This is a genomic window from Paenibacillus sp. FSL R7-0331 (assembly GCF_000758645.1).
GTDB classification, from domain to species: Bacteria; Bacillota; Bacilli; order Paenibacillales; family Paenibacillaceae; genus Paenibacillus_AQ; species Paenibacillus_AQ camerounensis.
Window position 1 is genome coordinate 4,636,037 of the sequence record NZ_CP009284.1, and the last position, 23,995, is coordinate 4,660,031.

General features: G+C 53.1%; 18 protein-coding genes and 1 riboswitch. Of the genes, 5 read left to right on the plus strand and 13 right to left on the minus strand.

The window, feature by feature from the left end; translation table 11 throughout:
• Positions 1 to 31 precede the first annotated feature (31 nt).
• Positions 32 to 3,610 carry an LPXTG cell wall anchor domain-containing protein gene (locus tag R70331_RS19995; RefSeq protein WP_042178363.1) on the minus strand — a complete coding sequence of 1,193 codons (3,579 nt, stop codon included), beginning with the start codon at positions 3,608 to 3,610 and terminating at the stop codon, positions 32 to 34.
• 289 nt (positions 3,611 to 3,899) lie between these two features.
• On the opposite strand from R70331_RS19995, the gene R70331_RS20000 reads away from it, so the two are divergent.
• Positions 3,900 to 4,655 (plus strand): YwaF family protein, encoded by a 756-nt coding sequence (locus R70331_RS20000; RefSeq protein WP_081947678.1) that lies wholly within the window; start codon positions 3,900 to 3,902, stop codon positions 4,653 to 4,655.
• A gap of 88 nt (positions 4,656 to 4,743) precedes the next feature.
• On the opposite strand, the gene R70331_RS20005 is transcribed toward R70331_RS20000, so the two are convergent.
• The 6 genes from R70331_RS20005 to R70331_RS20035 all read right to left on the minus strand — a co-directional run bounded on the left by R70331_RS20005 (position 4,744) and on the right by R70331_RS20035 (position 11,827).
• On the minus strand, positions 4,744 to 5,175 hold the full coding sequence (locus R70331_RS20005; protein WP_042178366.1) for a peptidylprolyl isomerase: 432 nt from the start codon (positions 5,173 to 5,175) through the stop codon (positions 4,744 to 4,746).
• Positions 5,176 to 5,322: 147 nt separating this feature from the next.
• Complete coding sequence (gene lysA, locus R70331_RS20010; RefSeq protein ID WP_042178369.1) at positions 5,323 to 6,657, minus strand: diaminopimelate decarboxylase; 1,335 nt, start codon at positions 6,655 to 6,657, stop codon at positions 5,323 to 5,325.
• Positions 6,658 to 6,855: 198 nt separating this feature from the next.
• The gene (locus tag R70331_RS20015; RefSeq protein WP_442950589.1) at positions 6,856 to 8,562 is read right to left on the minus strand and encodes a spore germination protein; all 1,707 of its coding nucleotides are present in this window, start codon (positions 8,560 to 8,562) and stop codon (positions 6,856 to 6,858) included.
• 934 nt (positions 8,563 to 9,496) lie between these two features.
• Complete coding sequence (locus tag R70331_RS20020) at positions 9,497 to 9,922, minus strand: stage V sporulation protein AB (protein WP_042178371.1); 426 nt, start codon at positions 9,920 to 9,922, stop codon at positions 9,497 to 9,499.
• Positions 9,919 to 10,578, minus strand: coding sequence for a stage V sporulation protein AA (locus tag R70331_RS20025; RefSeq protein ID WP_042178373.1), 660 nt, complete (start codon positions 10,576 to 10,578; stop codon positions 9,919 to 9,921). Before R70331_RS20025 ends, R70331_RS20020 begins: the two co-directional genes overlap by 4 nt.
• Before the next feature lie 280 nt (positions 10,579 to 10,858).
• The gene (locus R70331_RS20035) at positions 10,859 to 11,827 is read right to left on the minus strand and encodes a DMT family transporter (RefSeq protein ID WP_042178377.1); all 969 of its coding nucleotides are present in this window, start codon (positions 11,825 to 11,827) and stop codon (positions 10,859 to 10,861) included.
• A gap of 126 nt (positions 11,828 to 11,953) precedes the next feature.
• Positions 11,954 to 12,103, minus strand: a riboswitch (FMN riboswitch).
• 204 nt (positions 12,104 to 12,307) lie between these two features.
• Here R70331_RS20035 and R70331_RS20040 point away from each other — a divergent pair.
• Positions 12,308 to 13,483 carry a substrate-binding domain-containing protein gene (locus tag R70331_RS20040; RefSeq protein WP_052419132.1) on the plus strand — a complete coding sequence of 392 codons (1,176 nt, stop codon included), beginning with the start codon at positions 12,308 to 12,310 and terminating at the stop codon, positions 13,481 to 13,483.
• 68 nt (positions 13,484 to 13,551) lie between these two features.
• Here R70331_RS20040 and R70331_RS20045 read toward each other — a convergent pair whose 3' ends face one another.
• The 3 genes from R70331_RS20045 to R70331_RS20055 form a co-directional block, all read right to left on the minus strand.
• A complete protein-coding gene (locus tag R70331_RS20045; RefSeq protein ID WP_042178378.1) occupies positions 13,552 to 15,015 on the minus strand; it encodes a carboxylesterase/lipase family protein in 1,464 nt (487 codons plus the stop codon).
• Positions 15,016 to 15,035: 20 nt separating this feature from the next.
• Positions 15,036 to 16,226 (minus strand): AI-2E family transporter, encoded by a 1,191-nt coding sequence (locus R70331_RS20050; RefSeq protein WP_042178381.1) that lies wholly within the window; start codon positions 16,224 to 16,226, stop codon positions 15,036 to 15,038.
• Positions 16,227 to 16,362: 136 nt separating this feature from the next.
• Entirely contained in the window at positions 16,363 to 16,722 is a 360-nt protein-coding gene (locus tag R70331_RS20055) for a (2Fe-2S) ferredoxin domain-containing protein (protein ID WP_042178383.1), read from the minus strand.
• 145 nt (positions 16,723 to 16,867) lie between these two features.
• On the opposite strand from R70331_RS20055, the gene R70331_RS20060 reads away from it, so the two are divergent.
• The 3 genes from R70331_RS20060 (at position 16,868) to R70331_RS20070 (ending at position 19,979) form a co-directional block, all read left to right on the plus strand.
• Positions 16,868 to 18,493 carry a helix-turn-helix domain-containing protein gene (locus R70331_RS20060; RefSeq protein ID WP_042178385.1) on the plus strand — a complete coding sequence of 542 codons (1,626 nt, stop codon included), beginning with the start codon at positions 16,868 to 16,870 and terminating at the stop codon, positions 18,491 to 18,493.
• Positions 18,494 to 18,562: 69 nt separating this feature from the next.
• A complete protein-coding gene (locus R70331_RS20065) occupies positions 18,563 to 19,582 on the plus strand; it encodes an ABC transporter substrate-binding protein (RefSeq protein WP_231576322.1) in 1,020 nt (339 codons plus the stop codon).
• 169 nt (positions 19,583 to 19,751) lie between these two features.
• On the plus strand, positions 19,752 to 19,979 hold the full coding sequence (locus tag R70331_RS20070) for a YczF family membrane protein (RefSeq protein ID WP_042178389.1): 228 nt from the start codon (positions 19,752 to 19,754) through the stop codon (positions 19,977 to 19,979).
• A gap of 2 nt (positions 19,980 to 19,981) precedes the next feature.
• Here R70331_RS20070 and R70331_RS20075 read toward each other — a convergent pair whose 3' ends face one another.
• From R70331_RS20075 to R70331_RS20085, 3 genes are read right to left on the minus strand one after another with little or no spacing between them, the layout of a single operon-like run.
• Positions 19,982 to 21,079: a GerAB/ArcD/ProY family transporter gene (locus R70331_RS20075; protein ID WP_042178392.1), complete on the minus strand. Its 1,098-nt coding sequence runs from the start codon at positions 21,077 to 21,079 to the stop codon at positions 19,982 to 19,984.
• 26 nt (positions 21,080 to 21,105) lie between these two features.
• The gene (locus R70331_RS20080) at positions 21,106 to 22,311 is read right to left on the minus strand and encodes a Ger(x)C family spore germination protein (RefSeq protein ID WP_042178394.1); all 1,206 of its coding nucleotides are present in this window, start codon (positions 22,309 to 22,311) and stop codon (positions 21,106 to 21,108) included.
• Positions 22,301 to 23,863, minus strand: a complete 1,563-nt coding sequence (locus R70331_RS20085) for a spore germination protein (protein WP_042178396.1) — start codon at positions 23,861 to 23,863, stop codon at positions 22,301 to 22,303. The genes R70331_RS20080 and R70331_RS20085 overlap by 11 nt, the downstream gene beginning before the upstream one ends.
• Positions 23,864 to 23,995: the final 132 nt, after the last annotated feature.

Consider the following 23,995-nt stretch of genomic DNA (forward strand, 5'->3'; position numbering starts at 1 on the left):
GATTATGAGATCCGTTTATTCGTATCGTCTGCTACTGATTGCGTCTGTGTCTATACACCCGGTTCAGTACCACACCTGCTGCAATCAGTCCAAGACCGGCCAGATAGATCAGCAGGGGACTGTTCTCCCCGGTCTGCGGCAGCTGGCCGCCGGCTGCCGGATCTGTCACGGTTCCCCTTGGAATGCTGTCATCTGTAATATCGATATCAGGAGTTGTAGTATCCGGGGTACCAGGGGTACCGCTATCCGGATCACCGCCGCCCAGCGGAATCTCATCGGTCGGGATCTCCACCGGACCTTCACCCGGAGTTCCTGTCACTCCCGGTGTTGCCGAAGGAAGGATTGCCGGACCGCCAGGAATTTCATCATCCACTACAATTATACCAGGCACTTCAGTCCCTGGAGCCGGTGTTCCCGGTGTACCTCCCGGAATTGCCGGAGTAACCGCCGGTGTTGGTGCCGGTGTTGCCGGAGCTGTAGGCGCCGGTGACGGCGTTATGCCAGGGGCCGCCGATTCCGTTGGAACCGGTGATGCTGTAGGCACCGGTGACTCTGTAACTGCCGGTGTTGCTGTTGGTGCCACGGTTGGGGCAACCGTTGGTGCTGCCGTAGGTGCCACAGTTGGTGTAGCTGTCGGAGCAGCCGTCGCTGTAGGCAGCACTGCGGTATTATACACCGTCAGGTTGACGCCTGTTACCGAGCCTATGGTTACAGGATATTCTTTTGTATCCAGTACATATCCGCTTGGCGCTGCTGTTTCAATCAGGATATAGCTGCCCAGCCAAAGGTTGTTAAATACAGCTTTCCCTGCAGCATCCGTAGTCCGCGTGTTGACAAGAACACGTTCAGTACCGTTCAGCCGGTACAGCTCGAAGGTAGCGCCTGCCAGCAGCTTCCCGCTGTCCTGTGCGTCCAGCTTGCTGACTGTCAGTGTTCCCCGCTCGCCGCTGCCTGTACCCGAACCGCTGGATACCCCCACGATTATTTCCGAGGTTGTGTCTTTTTCAACAAGCACGACGTTATTACCGGTGAATTTCGCCGTATTGGTCAGCTTGTCACCGGTCTTTGCTACAATCAGCGACTGATATTCAAGGATATACGCTCTGTCGATGTCACGGGCAAAGCTTAATTCAAAGCTCTGTCTGCCATCGTCATCAGTCAGTACCTGCAGCGTATAATCCACATCTTTAATTAGTGCTGCGCCGCTCTTAGTGATGTCACCGTTAACGGCAGCCGCCCCAGCATACAGCCGGAAAGAATCCGGCAGCAAAATCTGGTTAAAGCTTGGTGTATCAATAATTTTGGCATCCTTCACATGGGACTGGCTGCGGTTCACTGCCAGGCTCCAATCGACCTTATCCCCGTTCTGCAGCCCGCTCTTCAGAACATACTCTCCGCCGTTCGGGATCTTCACTGAGGCAATTAAATCCTTGGATACCTTTACGCTGCCATCCAGGAGCTTTGCAGTATTAACTACTGTGCTGCCAATCAGCTGCCCGGCCAGGCTGGTCTTGAAGACAATGACGTAAGGCTCGTTGATGCTGTCTGCAAACACAACCCGCAGTTCATTACCGCTTCCCACCGAATAGGAAAATGCATTACTGCCCAGTTCGGCTCCCTGCGAATAATCCCCTTTGGCGTCCACATTCAATCTGTAGACCTTAAGGGAAGCCGGAACCAGACTCTGCCCTGCAGTTAGCACATCTGAAACAATAGGGGCCACTACTGCTTTAGCTGTATAATTGACACCTACAGTCCAGGTCAGCTCCTTGCCGGAAGCATCATATACCCCGGTTTTGAAGCCGTTATTCTTCCACTCCGGACGGGGAATGAACTTACCTTCTGCACTGGCAGTCTGAGTAACGCCTTCGATATCCTTCCAGTCAATTCTGGCGGTGTTGATAAAATCATCGGTTGTACCCTTCAGCCAGTCATTGCTGAACTGTGTAGTATAGCTGATGGTATAAGATCCGCTGATTGCGGATTTAAATTTCACCTTGAAGCCGGCATTCGGCACAACCGGCGAAACATATTCCAGTGTGTACGCTGAATCGCCAAGCACGGTACCGCTGCTGTTCCGCACCACAATGGTATCCGGGAGCAGCTTTTGGCCTCCCTGCGGGAAGGTATCAGTAACGAGCACCTCCTTCATCGGATAGTTATCACCGTTTAATGTGATTTTCCAGTTGGCAGTGTGAGCCTTGTAATCCGCCCCCGAGAAGGTCTTGTAAATAATGATCGGTCTGACCAGCTGTGTAGCTGTAGAGCTGTAGGTGCTTTCGGAAACAGTATTCGTCACCGTATGGTCCTTAAACACCCGGCCGACCGCCTCCGTTTTATACTCGATCCGGTATGCAGAGCTGATACCGTTTGTGAACTGCAGCTTGAAGCCCTGCTTTTTGTCCCCGGTAATACCGCTCACTGTATAGTCCGTGTTTTCTGTCAGGGCCGAACCCTTGATTGCTGTACCGGTTGAATCCAGTGTTACCGGATAAACAACAACCGAACCGGGCACAAGCCGCTGGGAATCATCGAACAGGTCTGTAAGCACTGCACTCTGCTGCGGAATAGCCTTCAGATTGTAGTTGTATTCAATAGCCCAGGTAATGACCTGAATACCCCAATCATAATGCACCGCTTGTTTTTTCAGGCTGCCGCCGCGCTCTACTGTAACAGTCGCAGAGGCACTGGCCGGATCGCGTCCGTCTCCCGTAAAGGTCGCAGTATTGGTATAGCTGGCTTCATCGCCAGTGATTCCTGTGGAATAGGTGAGCCGGTAAGCCCCGTTAATGACCGGATCGGCAAAACGCACGGTAAGTACGCCACCGGCAACCTCCGCGGTATACTTCCCGGTATCCACCAGGCCCCCCTGCTGCACTGAGCCGTCAAGCTGCACATTCAGCTCATACACAGCCAGTGTCACCGTATTGTCCAGCGACAAACCGGCCGGGACCGGATCGGTAACAACTGCATTTGTCACCGGCTCCAGCCGTTTGTTCACATCCACAGTCCAGTCAATCCGTCCGGCATTGAAGCCGCTGGCAACACCGGACTTGCCGATTGTTGAGCCTACCTCCGGCTTGAATGACACTATTATGGTCTGTGAACCTCCGTTAACCGGAAAGACAATCTGCTCTGTCGTGCTCCCGCCGACTTTTGTCCGGTCAAACTTGGTATTTACCCGCAGGGTTCCGTGCACGTTCCCATGGCTCTCAATGTAGCTGCCAAAGGTCATAGCCGCTTCATGAGTATCCTTGCTGATCGTAAATACCCCTGCCTGCCCGTCATCTGAGACGAGTTCCCCGCTGATATCATTGTACAGCTGGAACTGCTCAGGGAGCTTGAAGGTAAAAGTATCCCCTGCACTATAGCTGTGCCCGTCCGGAAGCGCCCATGTATAATCAAGGGTGACGGTTGAATTCACGTCATAGACGCTGCCGGTAACCGTACTTCCGTCAGGTCCGTAAACAGCCATGGACACACTGGTAATGATGTCCGCCTCATTTTCGATCGCTGCTGCCTTAACCTGTGAAATAGACCCGATACCGTAAGCGTATTGCACAAATAGCATAAGAACCACAAGCGCCAGACTAATCCTTTTTTTCACCATTCCCCGGTAGCCCCCATTTCCTGGTTTTCATATCAAGCTCCCACCAAGGATTCTGTTAAAGATGTCGCCGAACCTGTTTGTAATGACATACGCCGCCCCAAGGCCAGTTATGTATTTCGGTCGTAAAGCGTCCATCTTATGTAAACACACAGAATTCCTTCCTTTTCTGGTCAGCTTGAGCGTTATATACTTATATCACCTAAGTATAGAAGCTTAGAATCAGAATAATGTTAAAAATCGGAATATTTATTTTTGATAAGCAAGACTCATTTAAAAAGGAGCGACCGTTGTGGACCTGATCACCTTATTTGGACGGAAGCATGAAACGGATTTCATTATGTTCTCGCTGCCGCATTTCATTGCTCTTGGTGTGACAGCAATACTCTGCCTGCTGCTGTTCTCGGCCAGATTTGCGCTGCGTACCCGCCCGTCACTGCGGAACTCCGTCCGCTGGCTGCTGATCATAGTACTGCTGGCTTCAGATGGAGGACTGCATGCCTGGTATCTTTCGCACGGCATCTGGACAGCCCGGCACTCGCTGCCGCTTGAGCTGTGCGGGATTACTCTGCTGTTATCCATTATCATGCTGCTGACCCGCAGCCGGCTGCTCTATGACTTTCTTTATTTTGCCGGGATCGGGGGAGCGGCTATCGCTCTTTTAACCCCCAATCTGGTATATCCTTTTCCTCATTTCCGTTTTATACTGTTTTTCACCGCCCATGCGGCGATAGTGCTGTCATCCCTGTTCATGACCTGGGCCTACGGCTACCGTCCAACCTGGCGGTCACTGCTGTTCACGATGCTGGGTCTCAACCTGGTTGCTGCCGTGGTCTTTGGCCTGGATAAGCTGCTGGGTGCCAACTATATGTTCCTGGCACATAAGCCCGGCACATTTTCTGTACTCGATTATTTTGGCCCTTATCCATATTATCTGCTGGTGGAGGAGGCCTTTGCCTTTATCATTTTCCTGTCGATGTTTCTGATCTTCTTCAAACTTCCGGAAAGCCTTAGAAGCCGGGGCAACTCCCGTAAAAGAAGCTTATAGGCTTGTACAAAAAAAGCACCGCGCTGGAAAAACCAGCACGGTGCTTTTGCGGTATCCGAAAAGGGCATGTACCCCTGAACCGGATTAATTAAGCTTCAATAATTTCAACTGAAGTCATTTTGTCGCGTCCCTGGAAGCTGTCAACCAGCTCCATGCCTTGTACTACTTTACCGAATACAGTGTGTACTCCGTCAAGGTGCGGCTGTGGTCCGTAGCAGATGTAGAACTGGCTTCCGCCTGTGTTTCTGCCGGCATGCGCCATTGCCAGTGACCCGCGCTCATGCTTGTTAGGATTGATCTCACAGTTAATGGTGTAGCCTGGACCACCAGTTCCTGATCCGTTAGGGCAGCCGCCCTGCGCTACGAAGCCAGGGATAACGCGGTGGAATACAAGACCGTTGTAGAAACCGTCGTTAGCCAGCTTCTCAAAGTTGGCTACAGTGTTAGGAGCATCGTTCTCAAACAGGTCGATCAGCACTACGCCGCCGTTCTCAAGTGTTACTTTCGCTTGCTTTGCCATATGTAAATGACCCCTTCCAAAAGTTCAGATGTAGAATACGTTTATTAGTTTACTATGAAACTCCGCACAAAGCAAAGCAGGCGGGAGGGTTTCCCGCCTGCTTTGCAGCGTACTCAGCCCGGACAGCCTGTGCCGGAGTAAGAATGCCTACTTCGTTACAGCCTGCTTGGCAATCCGCTCAGGGACAATATCGTTGGCGACAATGTCATGATGACTCTCACGGCGCACAACCAGATCGCTCTGTCCGTTCTGCACGAACACCACTGCCGGACGGCGGATGCGATTGTAATTGCTGGCCATCGAATAGTTATAGGCACCGGTGCAGGCTACTGCGAGCAAATCCCCGCTCTTCACGGCAGGCAGCTCTACATCCCAGATCAGCATATCGCCGCTCTCACAGCATTTGCCGGCGATGGAAACCGTCTCTTCGTTGTCTTCAGTAGCCCGGTTAGCCAGCAGCGCTTCATACTTGGATTCGTACAGCGCAGGGCGCGGATTATCCGTCATGCCGCCGTCAACAGCAACGTATTTGCGGACACCCGGAATCTCCTTGTTCGTACCCACTGTGTACAGTGTAGTACCGGCATCACCGACGATACTGCGGCCCGGCTCTACCCAGATTTGCGGCAGCTGGCTGCCGATCCCGGCAAAATGTGTCTTAACAGCATCTGTAATAGCAGCAACATATTCCGATACGAGCAGCGGAGTATCGCCGTCCACATACCGGATGCCGAAGCCTCCGCCAAGGTTAACGACAGGGAAATCAACGTTCAGCTCTTCCTTCACCTTGCGGGTGAAATCGGCAATCCGTTCAACTGCCAGCTGGAAGCCTTCCGTTTCAAAAATCTGTGAGCCGATATGGGAATGAACGCCCAGCAGCTGAAGATTGGCTTTGCCCGAGGCCTGCTGAACAGCAGCATAAGCGGAGCCGTTACCGATGTCGAAGCCGAACTTGGAGTCGGTCTGGCCAGTCGAAGCATAGGCATGGTGGGCATGGGCTTCAACCCCCGGCGTCACGCGCAGCAGCACGTTGACAGTGACTTCCTTGCTGGCAGCGATAGCCTGCAGAAGGCCAAGCTCCACAAGGTTATCTACCACAAAGCAGCCGATGCCCGCTTCAATCGCCATTTCGATCTCATCCGGCGTCTTATTGTTACCGTGGAAGTGAATGCGCTCAGCCGGGAAGCCGGCTTGCAGTGCTGTGTACAATTCGCCGTCAGATACGACGTCCAGCGACAGGCCTTCTTCGTCAGCCAGGCGGCACATCGCCATGATGGAGAAGGCCTTGCTCGCATAAGCAACCTGGAAGCCCAGCCCGGAGGCTCTGAAGGCATCCATATACTCGCGGCAGCGCTGACGGATTAATTGCTCGTCCATTATATATAGCGGGGTACCATATTCCGCCTTGAGTTCGGTTACATCACATCCGCCGATTTCCAGATGTCCGGCATCATTAATCCGGCTCGTCCCGTGTAAAAACATTGTCCAGTCCTCCAATTTCCGTGGAACGTCTTGATTCCACCCTGTCTATTGTATGAAATATTGCCCCTCAGAGTTCCAAAAACAGGCTTCAGGCTGAAACCCGGACTTCACAGGGGCTATTTAGTGTATTCAGTATACCAGACAAGGGGAACGTCATAGAATGGACTAATGTGCAGTTGATTTGTATTTTTTGTACGGCTACTTCTCGTTCTCCTGGACAGGCGGCATTCTGGTATTATCCCGCGTTTTGTTGAATGACGGCCTTGCTTTGGAGCTGAGCACCGGCTGCCGGACCAGAATAGCGCCGAGAGCTTTTGCATTAAATGGTATAAACGGCCACAAATATGAGGAGTTATATGACCGGTGGGTAGTCAGCAGAATAACCAGCAGCGTTGTCCCGATCATGAACCCCTGCACCTGGAAGGCGGCCACGGCGAGCAGCAGCGCAAGCCTGACAATCCGGTTGGCCAGCCCCAGCTCATAGGAAGGCGTAGCAAACATTCCGATTGAGGCGACCGCCATATACAGCACGACCTCATTGACAAAAAGCCCGGTCTGTACGGCGATGTCTCCGACCAGAATCGCAGCGATCAGCCCCATCGCCGAGCCCAGCGGAGTCGGCGTATGCACGGCTGCCATACGAAGCAGATCAACCCCGAGCTCAACAATCAGAAATTGGGCCAGCAGCGGAATCTTAGCCATTTTCTGCGGACCTATAAACTCCAGCATGGCTGGCTTTAGCTCAGGATGGATAACCAGCAGCATCCAGAGCGGCAGCAGAAACATGGAGGCAAATACGCCTATAAACCGCACCCAGCGCAGATAAGTCCCCATGAACGGGGTCTGCCGGTTCTCCTCGGCATGCTGACACAGATCAAAAAACGTCGTCGGCAGGACAATGACGCTTGGTGAGGTATCCACAAAGATCACAACCCGGCCTTCCAGCAGATGTGATGCCACGGTATCAGGGCGCTCTGAGTAGCGGACAAGCGGATAAGGGTTCCACCCTCTGCCCACAATCGCCTCTTCCAGCTGCTTATCCGCCAGCGGAATACCGTCGATGTCAACGCTCTTGATTTTGTCGGTAACAGCCAGCACCTGAGTCTTGTCCACGATATCATCAATATAGGCTACACAGACATCGGTCCGTGTCCGGCGTCCGACCTGGTGCATCTCATATTTCAGTCCGGGGTCGCGGATTCTTCTGCGTACCAGCGCCACATTGCTTAGCAGCGTTTCCGTGAAGCCGTCACGGGCTCCGCGTACAACACGCTCAATTGAGGGTTCATCAGGACCGCGCGCCGGATAGGCACGGGTATCCATGATGATGACCTGGTTCTCCCCTTCAAGGAAGAATGCACTCATGCCGGACAGCACCTTGTTAATACTTTCACTCAGCAGCTCGCCCTTTTCCACCTGCACATGAGGAATATATTCGGTCATAAAGCTGCTGAGCGCACCGGTGGATACCTCGTCCGGGGTCAGGTACGTCAGCCGTTTAAGAATTTCATCAATGATCGTATCCTTGGCAAAGCCGCTGATGCACAGCAGCGCCGCCTTTCGGCCGCCAAAGGTCATTTCCCTGAATACGATGTCAAAAGAGGACCCGAGCCCCAGCACCTCTGTCAGTGTATTCTTGGTGTCCTCCAGACGCTCAGGAATCTTATCATGCCCCTGCCAGTAAATGATTGACTGCTCCAGCGAGTCTGAGCGCTCCGAATCCCGCTTCTTCTGCCGCGGGTCAGCCTTTTTCTCCTGCGGCGCCTGCCCGTCCTTCGCCCGCTTCCCGGCTTTTTTCCCTGTCTGTTCCTTGTCCTTCTTGCCCGTTACTTTATCCGCTCCCTGTTCTCCGCCGCCGGTATCTTCCTCCCCCTCCTCATCCTCGTCCGGTTCATCGCCGAACAGCCTGGCGAAAAAACCCTTTTGGGCCTTTTCCGGCTCCTCTGTACCCAGCTCACTGGAAATTTCGGCATCCCGGCCACCGGAGAACTCGTTATCCTGCTGACCGGAATTCCCGTTGTCCTGCTGACCGGAGCTCCCTTCATTCTGTCCGCTGGAATTCTCCACGCCGGAAGTATCCTCCTGATCCCCGTCATCGCCAAACAGCGTGGACAAGAACCCCTTTAAGCCGCTGCCCTTCTCCGGGGCCTCTTCCTGTTCCGTCGAATCTCCCTGTTCAGGGTTATTTTCCAGTGTCGCTGCATCCTGCTCGCTGCTTCTGCTGTGAGGCTCTGACTCCGCCCCGGCATCACGCCCGTTACTGCCGTCAGTCCCTGTCCCTGTCCTTGTCCCAGTGTCAGAGGCACCGGATATTTCCGGTGTCTTCTCCCCTTCCTGATCCGGCGTACCGGCAACATCAGAGGTCTGCAGGTCATGATCCCCGTATCCCGTCACTGAGGCATCTACGCCTATGTCAGCCCCGCCTGCCCCTTCATCATCCTGCTGCCCTGCACCGTCTTCCGTGCTTTCCTGATTCTGAGTAAAGGTGCTCGCGCCGGCATTACTGACGTTTCCCTGACTATTATTATGATTGCCGGTATTGCTGTCTTCCGGCTTTTTGCTCTGCGGCTGGTTTGTTTGCATAGTTGCGTCTCCCTCCGATCTGCCGGCTGCAGCAGTCACATGTTCGCCTTCCGGAATCGTCTGGCCTCCTTCAAGCAGTCTGCCGAGTTCATCCGGCGGCTCTGTTCGAGCCTCCTGCACTTCCGCTTCTGCCGGAGCAGAAGCCTTTGATTTCTCGGCTTTCACCTGATCTCCGCTGTGAATATACCTCGTCACTCCATAACCCCCTTAAAAGTTCCTTGATTCTCCGGACAGCCGGGACAGGCAACTGCAGCTCTTAGCGCTGGTACACAAACCAGTCAAATAATGAACCTGCAACCTTGCCGCAGACCATCGCCATCAGAAGCCCGAACATATAATGTGTCATATGCAGGCGTTTCGCCAGGATCGGCAGCACGTTCAGCACTTCCGTCAGGGCCGCAGCCAGCATGCCGACAAAAATACCATCGAGCAGGCCCACTCCCAGCTCAGCCAGCGGACCGGCGGATATTTTCCAGTTCCAGAAATCGCTCACTGTTCCAAGCAGTGAACCGCCCACCATCGCGCCTTCATACCAGTGCACCTTATTGTAGGATGCAGTCAGCTGGGCGAGCCGGGGCACCATATCCAGCACAATGAACAGGGCTATAACCCCTCCACCGACGGCAATTCCGGCTGCTACACCCAGCAGCAGATGCAGTCCAAGGGAAACAGGCGCAGTCATGGGACTCCCCCCTTCTTACCTTTGGTGCTTTGCCGGTGCTCCAGCTTGCTGTATTCCTCGTGCACGACATAATGATCGATATTTTTTTGGTACAGGAACATTTCCACCTCCAGCGGTGTCGGCTCCTCATTCCATTTTTTCTTGAACAGGTGATTGAAAAAGACAACCATCCCGAAGCCGATCCCCAGCGAATAGGCTACCTGAAAAACATAAGGATGCTCGTCACGCCGCCCGGTCAGTATCTCCACGATCCGCACATGCACCTCCTGCATGCTGACGTCGGCATGGAAATTCATAATCGTCAGTGCCGAACCAAAGAACAGCAGCAGCCAGACCAGTACAAACAGGGTAATAGACGGCTTGCGCGCCTCAAGCGGACCTTCAATCTGTACAATAGTCCGCCCCTCACCAATCGGCTGAATATCAGCCCCCGGAATAAGCTCATGAATCCGCGGAATGATGCTCAGCAGATCAATTAGGATAAGATTGCCGTCACTTTGCTCCGGCTGGTGCAGCAGAATCGAGTCTAACGGCTCCCTCCACTCCGGGCCGGCAATCAGGTAGGCCACATCCCGCAGCATAACGCCCCGGCCCTTGGGAACCGTGACCCTGTTCTTCAGCTGTATGTAAATGGCGGGTGCCTGCTTATCCATCATCTTCATACACCTCCTCAAAGGTTGACAGCAGAATATCGGTAGTATGGGAGAAAGGCCTTATTTTTACTCTTAAGCACAAAAAAACCTCCTTTTTGTGCAAGCGGAGGGAGAGCTCCCGCTTAAAAAGAGGTTTCATGTAGTTCCAGCTATCTTCCGGGCGGTTAAGCGAAGCATGCAAAAAAAAGAGGATGTCCTCCCAGCCGTACGGCTGCGTGATGACATCCTCTTCCTGTATTCGGGCCCTGGGGTCTATCCCCTCAGGCATCTATCTTATATATGGTTAGGCTGCCTGCTTTAATTCTGCCTGCGCCTGTCTGTTCTGCTGGCTGGAAATATAGAACAGCGCCGTCCAGATCAGAGCGAATCCGACAACCTGGGCCATGGTTACCAGCTGATGATAGACAATCCAGTTAATCAGAATCCCGGTCATCGGGAAGCTGAGCTCAGCCAGGGTTGCAAAGGAGGCTTTGGTCGTATTCAAGCCTTTGTAATATAGCAGCATACTAAGCAGTCCGGGCAGCAGCGCCTGCAGCAGCAGGTTAACTGCAACGAGCGACGTGGCTCCCAGTCCGCCGCTTACCTGCCACGGGGCACCTTCCAGTGTAGTCAGTGCGAACAGCAAAGGCAGGGCCAGAATGAAACGCAGCGAGGTTACGGTCTCATAGCTCAAGGAGCCTAGCAGGTATCTGCCCATAACCGTTGATCCGCCCCACAGTGCGGCAGCGCCCATTGCCATCAGGCTGCCTACGCTGACAAAATTGTTAACATGGCCGAAAGGAACCGTCCAGCCGAAGGTCAGCAGATAAGTTCCGCCCAGAGCAAGCACAATCAGCAGGCCGAAGTTACGCGGAAGGCGTTCCTTCAGAATAACGGCAGCCAGGCCGATAGCGAACACCGGCTGAAGCTTCTGCAGCAGCAGGACGGCGTTCAGATCACCGCTGGATAATGCTTTGGTGAACAAAATGGTTGCCAGGGCTGAACCGCCCCAGGAAACAACCAGCAATGCTCCTGCCTGGCGGAGACGGATGCCCTTCAGCTCAGCCCGGTGACGCCACAGTACAGGTGCAGCTGCGAGAAACAGCACCACATGCTCCAGCAGAACAATTTGTGAGGACGTCAACGATTCCAATAAAATGATCCGGAACAGCGGATCGACGCCCCAGAGCGCCGCGCCCATTACGACCAGCCAGAAGCCGCTGCGGACCGGCGCTGTGCGCATACCTGATGGTGAAGCCGATGCATTACTCATAATTCATTCTCCTTGTCGATACAAACCCTCGATAAGAGACCAAAAGCCCCCGATACGCCCTGCAAAGGGCTATTATCGGGGGCATTTCGAATAAAAGGCAGCAGGAATAATCCCGTGTCCTTATTCTTTGATCCTCTCCCATCCGGACTTTACCGTCGGCTCTGGATTGTCACCAGATCAGTCAATTCCGCCTTAACAGCGGAGCTTGAGTCGCGGGCTTAGTTCGCTTTGAACATCACCGCCGGTCAGGAATTTCACCTTACCCCGAGAATCTTGTATTCCGTTATATTTTTCACAATCTCAGAATACCTCCATTATGTCATTTCGTCCAGTCTTTTATGAAAATATTTTGCTTTATTTCATTTTCGTATTACAGAGCTTAGTCAACAGGTCAGGATATTTGGAAGAAAATACTGAATTATTAAGGTATAATAAAATCATCTTTTTTTTCCATACTTTATCATTAAGAAAGAGGTAGCTGTGAAAAGATCTGTCTGGTTAAACCTGCTATTTTCCGTTGCAGCCGTAGTTCCACTCGCCCTGGTAGCCTTTATCGGGTACTTTTTGATCGCCCTGCTGGGCGGTTTCAGGTTCTACGCTCCGCTCTCTGCCGTTGTCGCTGCCATGCTCGGTGCCTACATTGTCGCTGCCATCTTCGACTGGTTTGAGCCGCGCACCCGGGGTATTGCCTTTGCTTCATTCCTGGGACTGTGTCTGCTGGCCACCGGCGGATATGAGATCAATAAAGCCTATGTGAACAGTCTGGCCGAAGTACGCGAGCAGGAGGTTTCTCTTGAGCAGTATCAGCCGTTCCATGCTGAATCCAAGGTTGCGGTGCTGGACGCGCCGGCATCCTATCAGATCACGGACACGGTACCGCCGCGTCTTGACGGGGCCACAGCGCTTTATCCGCTCTACTCTGCCTTTGTGCAGGCTGTATATCCTGAGGATAAGTATGATCCGTATGATTTTGACGGCAATCCGGTAGTGTGCTCCTCAACCTCGTATGCCTATAAGCGGCTGATCTCCGGAGAGACGGATATCATCTTTACCGCCGCCCCTTCATTCGCCCAGGAAAAAGATGCAAAGCTGGCCGGGCGCGAGCTGGTGCTGACACCGATTGGCCGTGAAGCCTTTGTTTTTTTTGTTAACAAGCGCAATCCGGTAGACAGCCTGACGACAGAGCAGATTCTGGACATTTATTCCGGTGAGCTGACCAATTGGAAGGAAGCCGGCGGACGGAACGACCGGATCCGGGCCTTCCAGCGTGATGAGGGCAGCGGCAGCCAGTCCATGCTGCAAAAAATCATGCAGGACCGCACCCTGATGCAGCCCCCGTCTGAGGATGTGATGGACCTGATGAGCGGCATTATCTCCCGGACCTCCAACTACCGTAACTACAAAAGCGCCATCGGCTTCAGTTTCCTCTACTATGCCTCCCAGATGAACAGCAGCGACGAGCTTAAGCTGCTTGCGATCGACGGGATTGAGCCGAACAGAGAGAACATCAGCAGCGGTGCTTATCCGTACACAGTTAACTTTTATGCCGTAACAACAGGAACACCTTCTCCTAAGCAGCAGGAATTCCTCGACTGGATCATCTCCCCGGAGGGGCAGGAGCTGGTAGCTAAGACCGGCTATGTGCCGGTTAACTGAGAAAGTGTGTATTAAAAAGAGTGCTCCCGCGCTGTATCCGGGGAGCACTCTTTTGTGTTTTTTAGGGCTCAGCTGCCCTGCTGTGCCGACAGCAGCCGTCTGCGCTTCTCCCGGTCCGGGTCGGTCTGCACATGAATGCTCGGACCGAAGATCATTGTGGCACGCTCACCCGGCACATATAACGGCCAGTTCAGGCCGGCTGCCTCCGGGCTGCCCCGGTGCGCAAATGCGGTCCAGGCCCCCTGCATCCGCTCCGCCAGCGCTGTAAGCTCAGGGCTGACAGATACCCCGTATTGATGCAGCAGGTCTATTGTATTAAATACATAATAGATCTCTGCACCGTGCACCGCTTTATCCAGCAGCGGATGGCCGGGAATCGTCCAGTCGAACCGGTACATCCAGACCGGCGCGTGCTCCAGCTGCCGCTCAGCAAAGGCGATGGAGCTGTCCCAGAAGTACAGGTCAGTCATCATGTCCGCCTGCCCTTCCCAGTTGTGCGGGTAATGGCTGGCCAGCTCTGCCAGATTCTCCACACCGAGCATCAGCTCAAGCGCCTTCAGCGACTGGTCAAAGCCTGCACTTTCCCGGTCGCCCCGGAAGAACAGATGGCCTTCGTGCAGATTCGTACCAATCATCAGCGGGATTCCGGTGGCTGTGCCCCCGGCTACAGCCTCCGCCGGCTCCAGCGGCAGGGTTGCCGGGTCAATCTGCGGCTGAAACAGCAGGCTGAGCGAATTGCCAGCCACCTTATAAGCCATCCGGGCCGCAGCTGCCAGAATCTCCTCTGCCGGTTCAGCCTGCAGAGAAGCGGGTTCACCGCCAAGCTCGGCAAGGAAGGCAGCAGCAATCTGCGCACCTGTCTCCGGCTTCATTGTCTGCGCCGCACCGCTCTGCATAATGGCCCCGGAGAATAATCCTTTGGCCGCAGGCATCGCCAGCAGGGCGGCAATACTCATGCTGCCGGCAGATTCACCGAACACGGTTACCCTTGCCGGATCGCCTCCGAAGCCGGCGATATTATCCTGCACCCACTGCAGCGCAGCAATCTGGTCCAGCAGGCCGAGATTTGATTCATACTCTCCGAACGGTGACAGATGCAGGAAACCGAACGGCCCTAGCCGGTAATTGACAGTTACGACAATCACCTTACCGGCTTCCGCCATCCTTGCCCCGTCGAACATCGGCTGGCTGCCCGCTCCCGTTAAGAAGGTGCCGCCGTGAATCCAGACCATAACCGGCAGCGCCTTCTGCTCTCCGGCCGGTGACCAGACATTCAGATACAGGCAATCCTCTGAGAAGACCGGCTGTGTCCCGCCGAACCGGATGCTGCTTGAGCTTGGCGGCTGATGCGCTGCCGGGCCGAATGCTACGGATTCCCTTACGGTATGCCAGGGCTCCGGCGGCCGGGGAGCACGGAAGCGCAGCTCCCCGACAGGCGGTGCCGCAAACGGAATGCCGCGCCAGACATTCACTCCGCCGCTATGCGCTCCCTTTACTTTTCCGTATACCGTATCAGCAACGGGTCTAGTCATTTTACAATCATCCTCTCATGCTATTCCTCGGCAGGCTGTTCCTGCTCAACTTCTTTTGCAGCTTCAACCCTGTATAGCCCGGAACGGAACCGGAACCATTGAAAAATATGCGTAACGACAACTTTAAGCACGGCATACCCCGGAACAGCCAGAATGATACCAAGCACGCCGAACATTTTACCGGCAAATATAATAACAAAAATGATCGTAATCGGATGAATCTTCAGTGATTTGCCCATGATCTGCGGTGAGATAAATTTACCTTCAATAAGCTGGACAGCCGTCCAGACAAAGATCATCTTAAGCAGCATGAACGGGGAGGTGACCAGGGCCACAATCAGGGCCGGAGTAATCGCAATTGCCGGGCCCAGATAAGGGACAACTGCCGTACACGCCGCAACAATGGCAAGCACCAGTGAATACTCAAGGCCGATAATCAGATAACCTATGTACAGCAGTGCGCCAATACAGCAGCTGACAATAATCTGCCCGCGGATGTAAGAAGCCACCTGGCTGTTCATTTCCTTCATGACCAGACGGGTCTGCGGCTGAAGGGCGTTTGGGATAAAGCGCATCAGATAGTCAGGCAGACGTTTGCCGTCCCGGAGCAGATAGAACAGGATGAACGGAGTAGTGACCACGGCCAGTACAACCTCCGTCAGCGCACCGACAAAGTTGCCGACACCGCTAACCGCATTATTTAAAAAAGAGGTGGCCCATGTGGTCGCCCTGTTCGTCAAATCTCCCAAGTCAAGGCTTGTGCCTACACCGACATTCTCCTGAATCCGTCCGAACAGCTCACTTCCGGTCAGATTAATAAATTCCTCCTGAATCTGGTCACTGTATTTGGGGAAATTATCGATCAAACCCACGAGCTGTGTGCGGATAATCGGAATTACAGTCAGCAGGATGAGCGTGACAATACCTGCAATACCCAGATACAGGATGACAATACCGTAAGCCCGCTTAATCCGGCTTTTTGACTCCATCCGGTCTACGAGCGGATTCAGCAGGTAATAGGCAATTCCCGACAGCAGCAGCGGTGCAGCCACCGTATGCAGCAGCGCCGATACCGGCTTGAATATAAACGGAACCTTGGAAAATACCAGAATGTTAATGCCAATCAGCAGAACAACCAGTAAAGATACAACAAATCTGTTATTCAGAAAAAATCTTCTAAACCGTTCAGGCCATACCTGCAGCCTCTCCATCGCTAATGCTCCCCCCTGCAACAAGTCTTCATCTAATAGTGTGATAAAATGCACTTGCAATAAGCATAGTCAACGCAGGCCCTGCAAGTCAAATAACCCATGTTAACCTTATGTATCCGAAAAAAGCCTGAATCAATCACTTCTTCTTCTTCCCCTTGGTGCCCTTGGCAGAAGCTGCGGTAAGCTGGCCGTCATACGTGTATAAGATGTTATCCTCCAGTCGCTCGCCCTCAAGCAGCCTGCGTACCAGCGCTTTACCGGATTTAGGGGTCATCTCCCGGTACCATATACCCTCAGGATAAGAGATTACCACACAGGCATCGGAGCATCTTCCGTTACAGCGGGTAACAGTCGTATGAATAAGGCTTCCGGCTCCCTGCTTCTCAATTTCGTCTTCGATTGCTTCGGCTATTTCCTCACCCTTGTTCTTTCTGCAGCTGCTTCCATTGCAGATCAGCAGGTGGTTTACCGTTCCTTGCAGGTTCCAGGTCGTCACAGGCAGTCCCCCTCCTTTTACTCAATTATACCCTGATCACAGATTAACCTAAACACTACGTATCTCCCGGAGGATCGTCAATAGCCAAAAAACTTGCTATACTCTAATTGAGAATTGTTATCATATGAAAAGAGGGAATTTTAATATGACTGCTCCTTATTCCGGCACCCCGTTCCCGCTTTCAGCAAGCTTCCAGCTCCCCGGCCGGATCGTTAATCTGTCCGGACTATCGGCAATCTGCGGCCCCGGTGCTCCGGCTCCTTGCTCTATTCTGATGATCGTATCCGGAGGCAGCGGCAGCATAGAGATAGATGGCAATCAGCATGTCCTCACCGCCGGCAGCATGCTGTGCTGCAGCAGCAGCCTGCCGCTCTCCCTGAATGCCCAGTTCAGTCTTCAGGGTGTGTGGATAGAATATACCTCTGTCACCCGGCCGGGAGATGCAGATGCCAGCCCGCTAAATAACGGCAGGCTGCACAGTTCAGCCCCCGCAGCAATCTGCAGCCTGGCCTGCCGGCTGCTGCAGAAATGGAATGAACCGTCAGAGGATAACCCGTTTGCTGTACAGCTGCTGTTCACTGAGCTGCTGGCCGGACTCTACAAGCTGTATACTCAGATTATTCATCCGCAGGAGCACTGGCTTGACCGTATTCTGCAATACATAGACGAGCATTACAATGAAGACCTGACCAGAGCACAGCTGGCCGAGCTGGTGCAGGTCAGTCCGGAGCATTTCTCGCGGACCTTCCGCAAGGCTACCGGACGCTCCTTCAGTGAATATCTGACCCTGCAGCGGATCCGCCGGGTTCAGCAGCGCCTGCTGACTGAAACACAGAGCCTCAGCACGCTGGCACTTGAAGTAGGCTACAGCGAAGGCACTTATCTCAGCCGTAAATTCAAACAGGTGGTGGGTGTTTCACCGGCGGTCTATCACCGCAAAGCCAAAAGAATTGCCTCGCTGAATTTCAACCATACCGCCAGTCTTAGAGCGCTGGAAATTGTGCCTGAGCTGGGTGTTTATTCGGGCTGGATGAAACAGCTTGAACTCGTGCCCGCCTACCCAGGACTACGGGCAGAGGGTACTAATGGAACTGATCTGTACCGTTCGGTAGCCGCTGTGAAGCCGGATGTCATAATCAGCTATACGCTCCCGGGAGGACGTGAGCAGCTTCTGCCGGTCGCTCCGGTTATTGAGCTGTCCTATATGCAGATGGGCTGGCGGGAACAGTTCATAGCCATTGCGGATATCACCGGCCGCAAGCTCCGGGCTGAAGAATGGCTCAGCCGGTATGATGAGCTGTGCTGCCGCTATAACCGGGAGCTGGACCGGCTGATCGGCCCGCGCGGGACAGCCGTTGCCTGGGAGGTCGGCGGAGCAGCAGCCTACTGTTACAGCAGCAGCTATGGGCACGGTTCCCAGATTCTTTACGGTGATCTCGGGTTTAGCCCGCCTGCTGCCTTACTTAAGCAAGGCTTACTCGGCCAGGGGTATCTTGAGACTGCCATTGAACACTTGCCGGATTATAATGCAGATCATATCTTCATTACCAGCGGCCCTTCTACGCCCGCCGGACACGAGCGATTCAGCAACATGCTGCTTTCTCCGCGCTGGCAGACGCTTGCTGCAGTCCGTAACAACCGGGTATATCTTGTAGACCAGACGGAAATGTTCTATGGCTTTGACCCCCTGTCTTCGCTGGCACAGCTGAATACACTAATGCAATCTATAAGATCACAAATTTACATGGGACATGATCACATCCGGCCATAGTCTTCACAGGCAGTTATCTGTAAAGTGTAAATGAGAATGATAATCAATATAAATAAGGGGGCAATAACTTTGATTAACCGGCAGCACGGCAGTACACAACGAAAAGCACGAAAATACCGGATCCTCTTTCCTCTGCTGGTGATCCTGGCCCTTGTGGCATCCGCCTGCGGAAATAGCACCGGCAACACTAATAAGGGAACGGCCAATACAGGGGACAACGCCACAGCCACTGCATCCCCGCAGCCGGCAGCCACCACTGCACCTGACGCCTTCAAAACAGTTACGACCATCAACGGTGAAATCGAAATTCCGGCGGAACCAAAACGCATCGTTGCGGAAGAATACCTCGGCAGTCTGATTGCCCTGGGAACGATCCCGGTCGGTGCCCCGGGCCTGACCCTGGAAAATGTCTACTTTAAAGAAGCGCTTGCCGGAGTGACGGATACCGGAACCTACGGGAAGATGTCTCCGGAGAATATTATCGCACTGGAGCCTGACCTGATTATCTCAGGCATGGCCGATAGCTATGAAACGCTGAGCCAGATTGCGCCGACAGTCATTGTTCCTTACGGTGACCTAAAAAATGCCCATGAGGAGCTGACTTATTTCGGGGAGCTGCTGGGGAAGGAACAGGAAGCCAAAGACTGGCTGGCCGATTATGATGCACGTATTGCCGCAGCCAAAGCCAAAGTGGACGCAGCTATTCCCGCGGATGCCTCCTTCAGCATTCTGGAGCATGCCGACAAATCCACCTGGGCTTACGGCGACAACTTTGGACGCGGCGGACAGCCAGTCTATCAGGCGCTTGGACGCAAACCACCGGCAGCAATAGCGGATGAGATTATGGAGAAGCAATGGGCTGAAATTTCTACAGAGATGCTGAACAGCTATGCCGGGGATTACCTTATCATAACGGACAACACTCTGACTGCGGATGATTTTAAAAAGGACCCGGTCTGGGGCAGTCTGCCTGCCGTTAAGAACGGTCATCTTTACGTATGGAAGGAAGAACGCTCCTGGTATTATGATCCGATTGCCGTCCTCTCCCAGACAGAAGAGCTGGCTGACTGGCTCACTTCAGCACAATAACAGTACACGGCTAACAGGTCTTCACAGGCTTGTTGGCCGTGTTTTTTTTGAGAAGGCGTCTGTTTTATCCCCCTTATTACTTATCTGAAGGTAAGGCGACTACCTTTTCCGGCAAATGGGGATAATACCTTTGTCTGCCGCTTCGGCAACAGGAGGAGGATTGTTAGTCATGAAAATCATCGGAATTTATCTGGTACTCGCCCTTTTGACGATGGGGATGATTGTTGGCGTTGATATGATTGGCGGAACCCCCATGGCCCGTTCCCTGCACTCTCTCGTCACTGTATTTGCTACCACAACACTGCAGGAAGCCTTCTGTATGATTGTTTTTGCTGCCCTGCCGGTTCTTGTTGCTGCAGCAGATATGTTCAGACCCCGTAAGCCCACACGTAAATAAGTCTACTTGTACCAGCCGAACCGCCGCCGGATACGATGCACAATAAATAACAGAACCGGAATCACCGCGCACAGAATAGGCAGGATGTTCTCCAGAAATACTTTACCGTCATTCATATGCAGCGGGAAATTCTCTGCACTGACAAATGAGCTGTACAGTACCACTGATCCCACTGGAATAACAAGCCTCCGGGGCTCCTTGACATGGAATAAATCAGCCGCAATGCAGACAGCCGCATAGCAGTAAATGGACATTTTGAAAAATACCCCGATAATCAGCGTCAAAATAACCAGTGCGTCTAGCCGCTGCAGAAAATTAGCCACATTGACCAGCGTAATCGTAGTAAACATCGGAAAGGTGGTCCGGCTGTAAATATCCTCGCCCAGCACTGACATTTCCACCGCATGGGTAAAGCTCAGCAGAAAGGCGCTCAGAGCCATCGCCCCAACCCCGGTCCTTCCGATCTTGTGCTTCGAATTGAAATGCGGCAGAATCGCTGTAAAGCAAACCAGTTCCCCATACGGAAAAATCCAAATATTGGGATACGCTGATTTCAGCGCCTCCACCCACTCCCCGGGATGAATCGGAAACAGATTTTTGAACTGTACCAGGCCGGCTATAATTACCACGAAGTTCGCAATCAGCCCCATGAGGACAATCACCCAGAAATAAATTTCTGATGTTCTTGAGAACACCTCGATTCCCTGATACAGGATATACATAACAGCAATAACCATAATGGAGTTGATTATAAAAATCGGTGTCCGGTCATACGACGAGGAGATCAGCAGATCACCAGCCTCGCGCAGGTTCCGCGAGCCGTTGTAGGTCAGGACCGGCAGGTACAGCAGGCTGAGCGGCCAGCCAATCCATTTGCCGAGAATTTTTCGCGTATACCCGCTGATTATAAGATCCGGGAACTGGCGGTACAGGTAGGCGTACACTAGATACAGCAGGATGCCGCCGGGCAGCGCCAGCAGGATGGAGATCCATACCGCATGCCCGCTCTCCAGGCCGATGGGTACAACCACCGCCGTTCCCAGCTCGAACAGAACGATCATCGCAAACAATTGAAACGGTCCAATGACTTCCTTTCGCATACTACGCCCCCGTTCCTCACCAGGCTTTATTTTTTGGCAGGAATGTACGGCTTGAGCCGCATTCCCGTACTGCGGATGTAGGCATCCACCTTGAGATCCAGCTCCCCTTCGACAAAGGCGGCACTCCAGTCCTCTTTTACCGTTTCCCAGGCCTGCGGATGGATTCGCTTCAGCTCATTGCCAAAGTTAAAAATATCTGTTTTCATGTCCTGTGCAGCCTTAACCGCCTGCCGGACCTCGGCCGCTGTATTGTCTGCGATACCCTTTTCCAGCGCCTGAAGTTCATCCTCCTTGCTCAAATCCACGAAACCCCCGGTTTCATTGATAATCCCTTCTTCACTGATATGGACATGAAATACCGGCTTGCCGTCCTGGAGGTCCACCTTTACACGGGTCTTGGAATAAAAAATATTTACAGCGATATCTTCCTCCATGTCCGGAGAATCGATGTTCACATTAGTTTCATTCAGTTTATCAAGTACCCATTGCGTTCCCCTCGACTCAGGACCGTTCAGCCAGCCGATCAGCCTGCCCTCCTTAAAGACGCCTAGCCCGCTCATTAGTGAACCGACCATGGGATCAGACTGCTCCAGGCTGCTTTTTTTCTCCCCTTCTGCTGCATCGCCTACAATCTCTACACCATTAATAGTAAAATCGCTTTCCCCGGTAATTCCGTTAATCACCTCAAACACCGTAATGATTCGGTTCTCCCCCCATACTTTGGAGGTGTTCTGCATTTTTTTCAGGAGTCCCATGGACGGCATGCTCTCCAGTGTGGTCAGAAGCTTGAGAACCGAAGCAGCATCCGTACCCTTGGAGATCAGCACCGCCGAGTTAAGCCGCAGCTCATGGGACCGTTCAAAAATATCAAAGATGCTGGTAATCCCTTTTTCCGCCAGGGACTCTCCGATCAGCACCAGCTGGGTATGGGCAAAAAAGAGCTGCCGGGTTGCCCGCCGCGACGCTTTGCGGAGTGCTCCAAAAATGGTACGGTCTGTTGCCGAGACGACGATGATCGGCGGTTGATTGCTGGCAGATCCCGTTGTCTGTGCGGAAGAGGACGGATTAATGATCTGAAAGGTTACCCGGTAGCCCGGCTTGCCGTCGAGAGCATCCAATCCGATTCCGCTGACGATCGCCAGCTCATTCAGCTCCCGGCTGTTCCAGCAGCCGCTCAGCACCAGGGAGCAGCCCAGAACAGCTGCGAGCAGCAGCGCCAGCTTAGCTTTCATGGCGGCCGTCCCGGCTGAGCTGTGCGGTAGTTCCCGGTACCTTGCTGTCCTTGCTGATCAGACGGCGCCGTGTCTTCATGAAATGCAGCGGTGTCCGCATAAAGATATCCTTTTGATCACCCGATGCAAAAGGAGCTACAGGCGACATGTACGGCACACCCAGCGAACGCAGACTGCACAGATGGGCAACGAGCATAAGTCCAATGATGGCAATCCCGTATAGTCCGATATAAGCCGCGACAAAAGTAATAATGAAGCGGAGGATACGGATGGACAGGGCCATATTGAAGGCCGGCGTCGCAAAGCTGGATATTCCCGTCAGTGAAACGACAATAACCATCGCCGGCGAGACGATACCCGCCTGAACGGCTGCCTGCCCCAGCACAAGACCGCCGATTATAGAGACCGTCTGGCCGATCTGCGAGGGCATGCGGATACCGGCTTCGCGGATAATTTCAAAGGTCACCTCCAGCAGCAGAACCTCAATAACTACCGGGAACGGCACCCCCTCACGCTGGGAGGCAAAGTTGATCAGCAGCGGCGTTGGAATCATCTCCTGATGGAAATTAAGCGCAGCAACAAAAATCGCCGGGCCGAACAGGGAAACCAGCAGACAAATAAACCGCAATATCCGGATAATCGAGGAAATATCATAACGCTGGTAATAGTCTTCAACTGTATGAAAAAACATAAAAAAGGTAGCCGGAAGAATCAGCACAAAGGGAGTCCCGTCCACAAAAATGGCGATTCTCCCTTCCAGCAGATTCCCGGCCACACTATCCGGACGTTCAGTATTATAGAGCGTAGGAAACGGCGAATAATTGTTTTCTTCGATCAGCTGCTCAATGTAGCCGGATTCCAGGATGGAATCCACATGGATGTCCGCCAGCTTCTTTCTGATCTGCTGCAGCGTCTCTTCCTTCGCCAGGCCGTGAATATGCATAATGGATACATCTGTTTTGGTTACAGCGCCTATGGTCAGGGTCTCAACCCAGAGATTCGGATTTTTAATCCGTTTGCGCACTAGTGAAAGATTCGTCCCAAGCGATTCCGTAAAGCTGTCCTTGGGACCGCGGATATTCACCTGTGTCGTTGCCTCTGTAACAGACCTGCCTTCACCGCCGCTTGTGCTTACGCTGATTCCCTTCTCGAGGCCGTCAAAAAGGATCATCGTATCCCCGGACAGAAGCCCCTCCAGCAGACTGTTCTGGTCCTCTACTATCTTTTCTTTGCCGATATTCTGGGCTTTCTCCTTGGCATAAGCAAATACTTCCTCAGCGCTTGACTCTTTCTCCCGTAAAGAGTCAAACGACAAGGCATGTGTGATATATTCTTCTACAAGCTTCTTATCAATAAGACCGCTAATATACATTACCACTGCGCGATTGTCCTCATTCGGAGCTTCATAGGTGCGCACAATCAGATCCGGGCTGTTCCCCAGCCTGTCACAGATTTGCTTAATGTTCTCTTCAAGCTTCAAATAGATAGGCGGCCCCTGCTCCTTGCTGTTGTTGATTTCCCCCGGTCTGGATTCTGTTGTCTTATTCGTCATGCTCTGCACCTCCCCTCTTACTATTTGCCTGCGAAACTTTTTTTATGCAGCTTATGGAATGAGCGGGATTGTAAGCAAAAATAAGGCTGCCGGCCTGTAGAACATCCTACAGGCCGGCAGCCTTAAGTAACT

Coding starts and splice junctions, on each gene's coding strand:
- R70331_RS20035 (WP_042178377.1), bottom strand. CDS start 11,827: ATGAGTAATGCATCGGCTTCACCATCAGGTATGCGCACAGCGCCGGTC.
- R70331_RS20050 (WP_042178381.1), bottom strand. CDS start 16,226: ATGGAGAGGCTGCAGGTATGGCCTGAACGGTTTAGAAGATTTTTTCTG.
- R70331_RS20020 (WP_042178371.1), bottom strand. CDS start 9,922: ATGACTGCGCCTGTTTCCCTTGGACTGCATCTGCTGCTGGGTGTAGCA.
- R70331_RS20025 (WP_042178373.1), bottom strand. CDS start 10,578: ATGATGGATAAGCAGGCACCCGCCATTTACATACAGCTGAAGAACAGG.
- R70331_RS20085 (WP_042178396.1), bottom strand. CDS start 23,863: ATGACGAATAAGACAACAGAATCCAGACCGGGGGAAATCAACAACAGC.
- R70331_RS20075 (WP_042178392.1), bottom strand. CDS start 21,079: ATGCGAAAGGAAGTCATTGGACCGTTTCAATTGTTTGCGATGATCGTT.
- R70331_RS20045 (WP_042178378.1), bottom strand. CDS start 15,015: ATGACTAGACCCGTTGCTGATACGGTATACGGAAAAGTAAAGGGAGCG.
- R70331_RS19995 (WP_042178363.1), bottom strand. CDS start 3,610: ATGGTGAAAAAAAGGATTAGTCTGGCGCTTGTGGTTCTTATGCTATTT.
- R70331_RS20060 (WP_042178385.1), top strand. CDS start 16,868: ATGACTGCTCCTTATTCCGGCACCCCGTTCCCGCTTTCAGCAAGCTTC.
- R70331_RS20005 (WP_042178366.1), bottom strand. CDS start 5,175: ATGGCAAAGCAAGCGAAAGTAACACTTGAGAACGGCGGCGTAGTGCTG.
- R70331_RS20080 (WP_042178394.1), bottom strand. CDS start 22,311: ATGAAAGCTAAGCTGGCGCTGCTGCTCGCAGCTGTTCTGGGCTGCTCC.
- lysA (WP_042178369.1), bottom strand. CDS start 6,657: ATGTTTTTACACGGGACGAGCCGGATTAATGATGCCGGACATCTGGAA.
- R70331_RS20070 (WP_042178389.1), top strand. CDS start 19,752: ATGAAAATCATCGGAATTTATCTGGTACTCGCCCTTTTGACGATGGGG.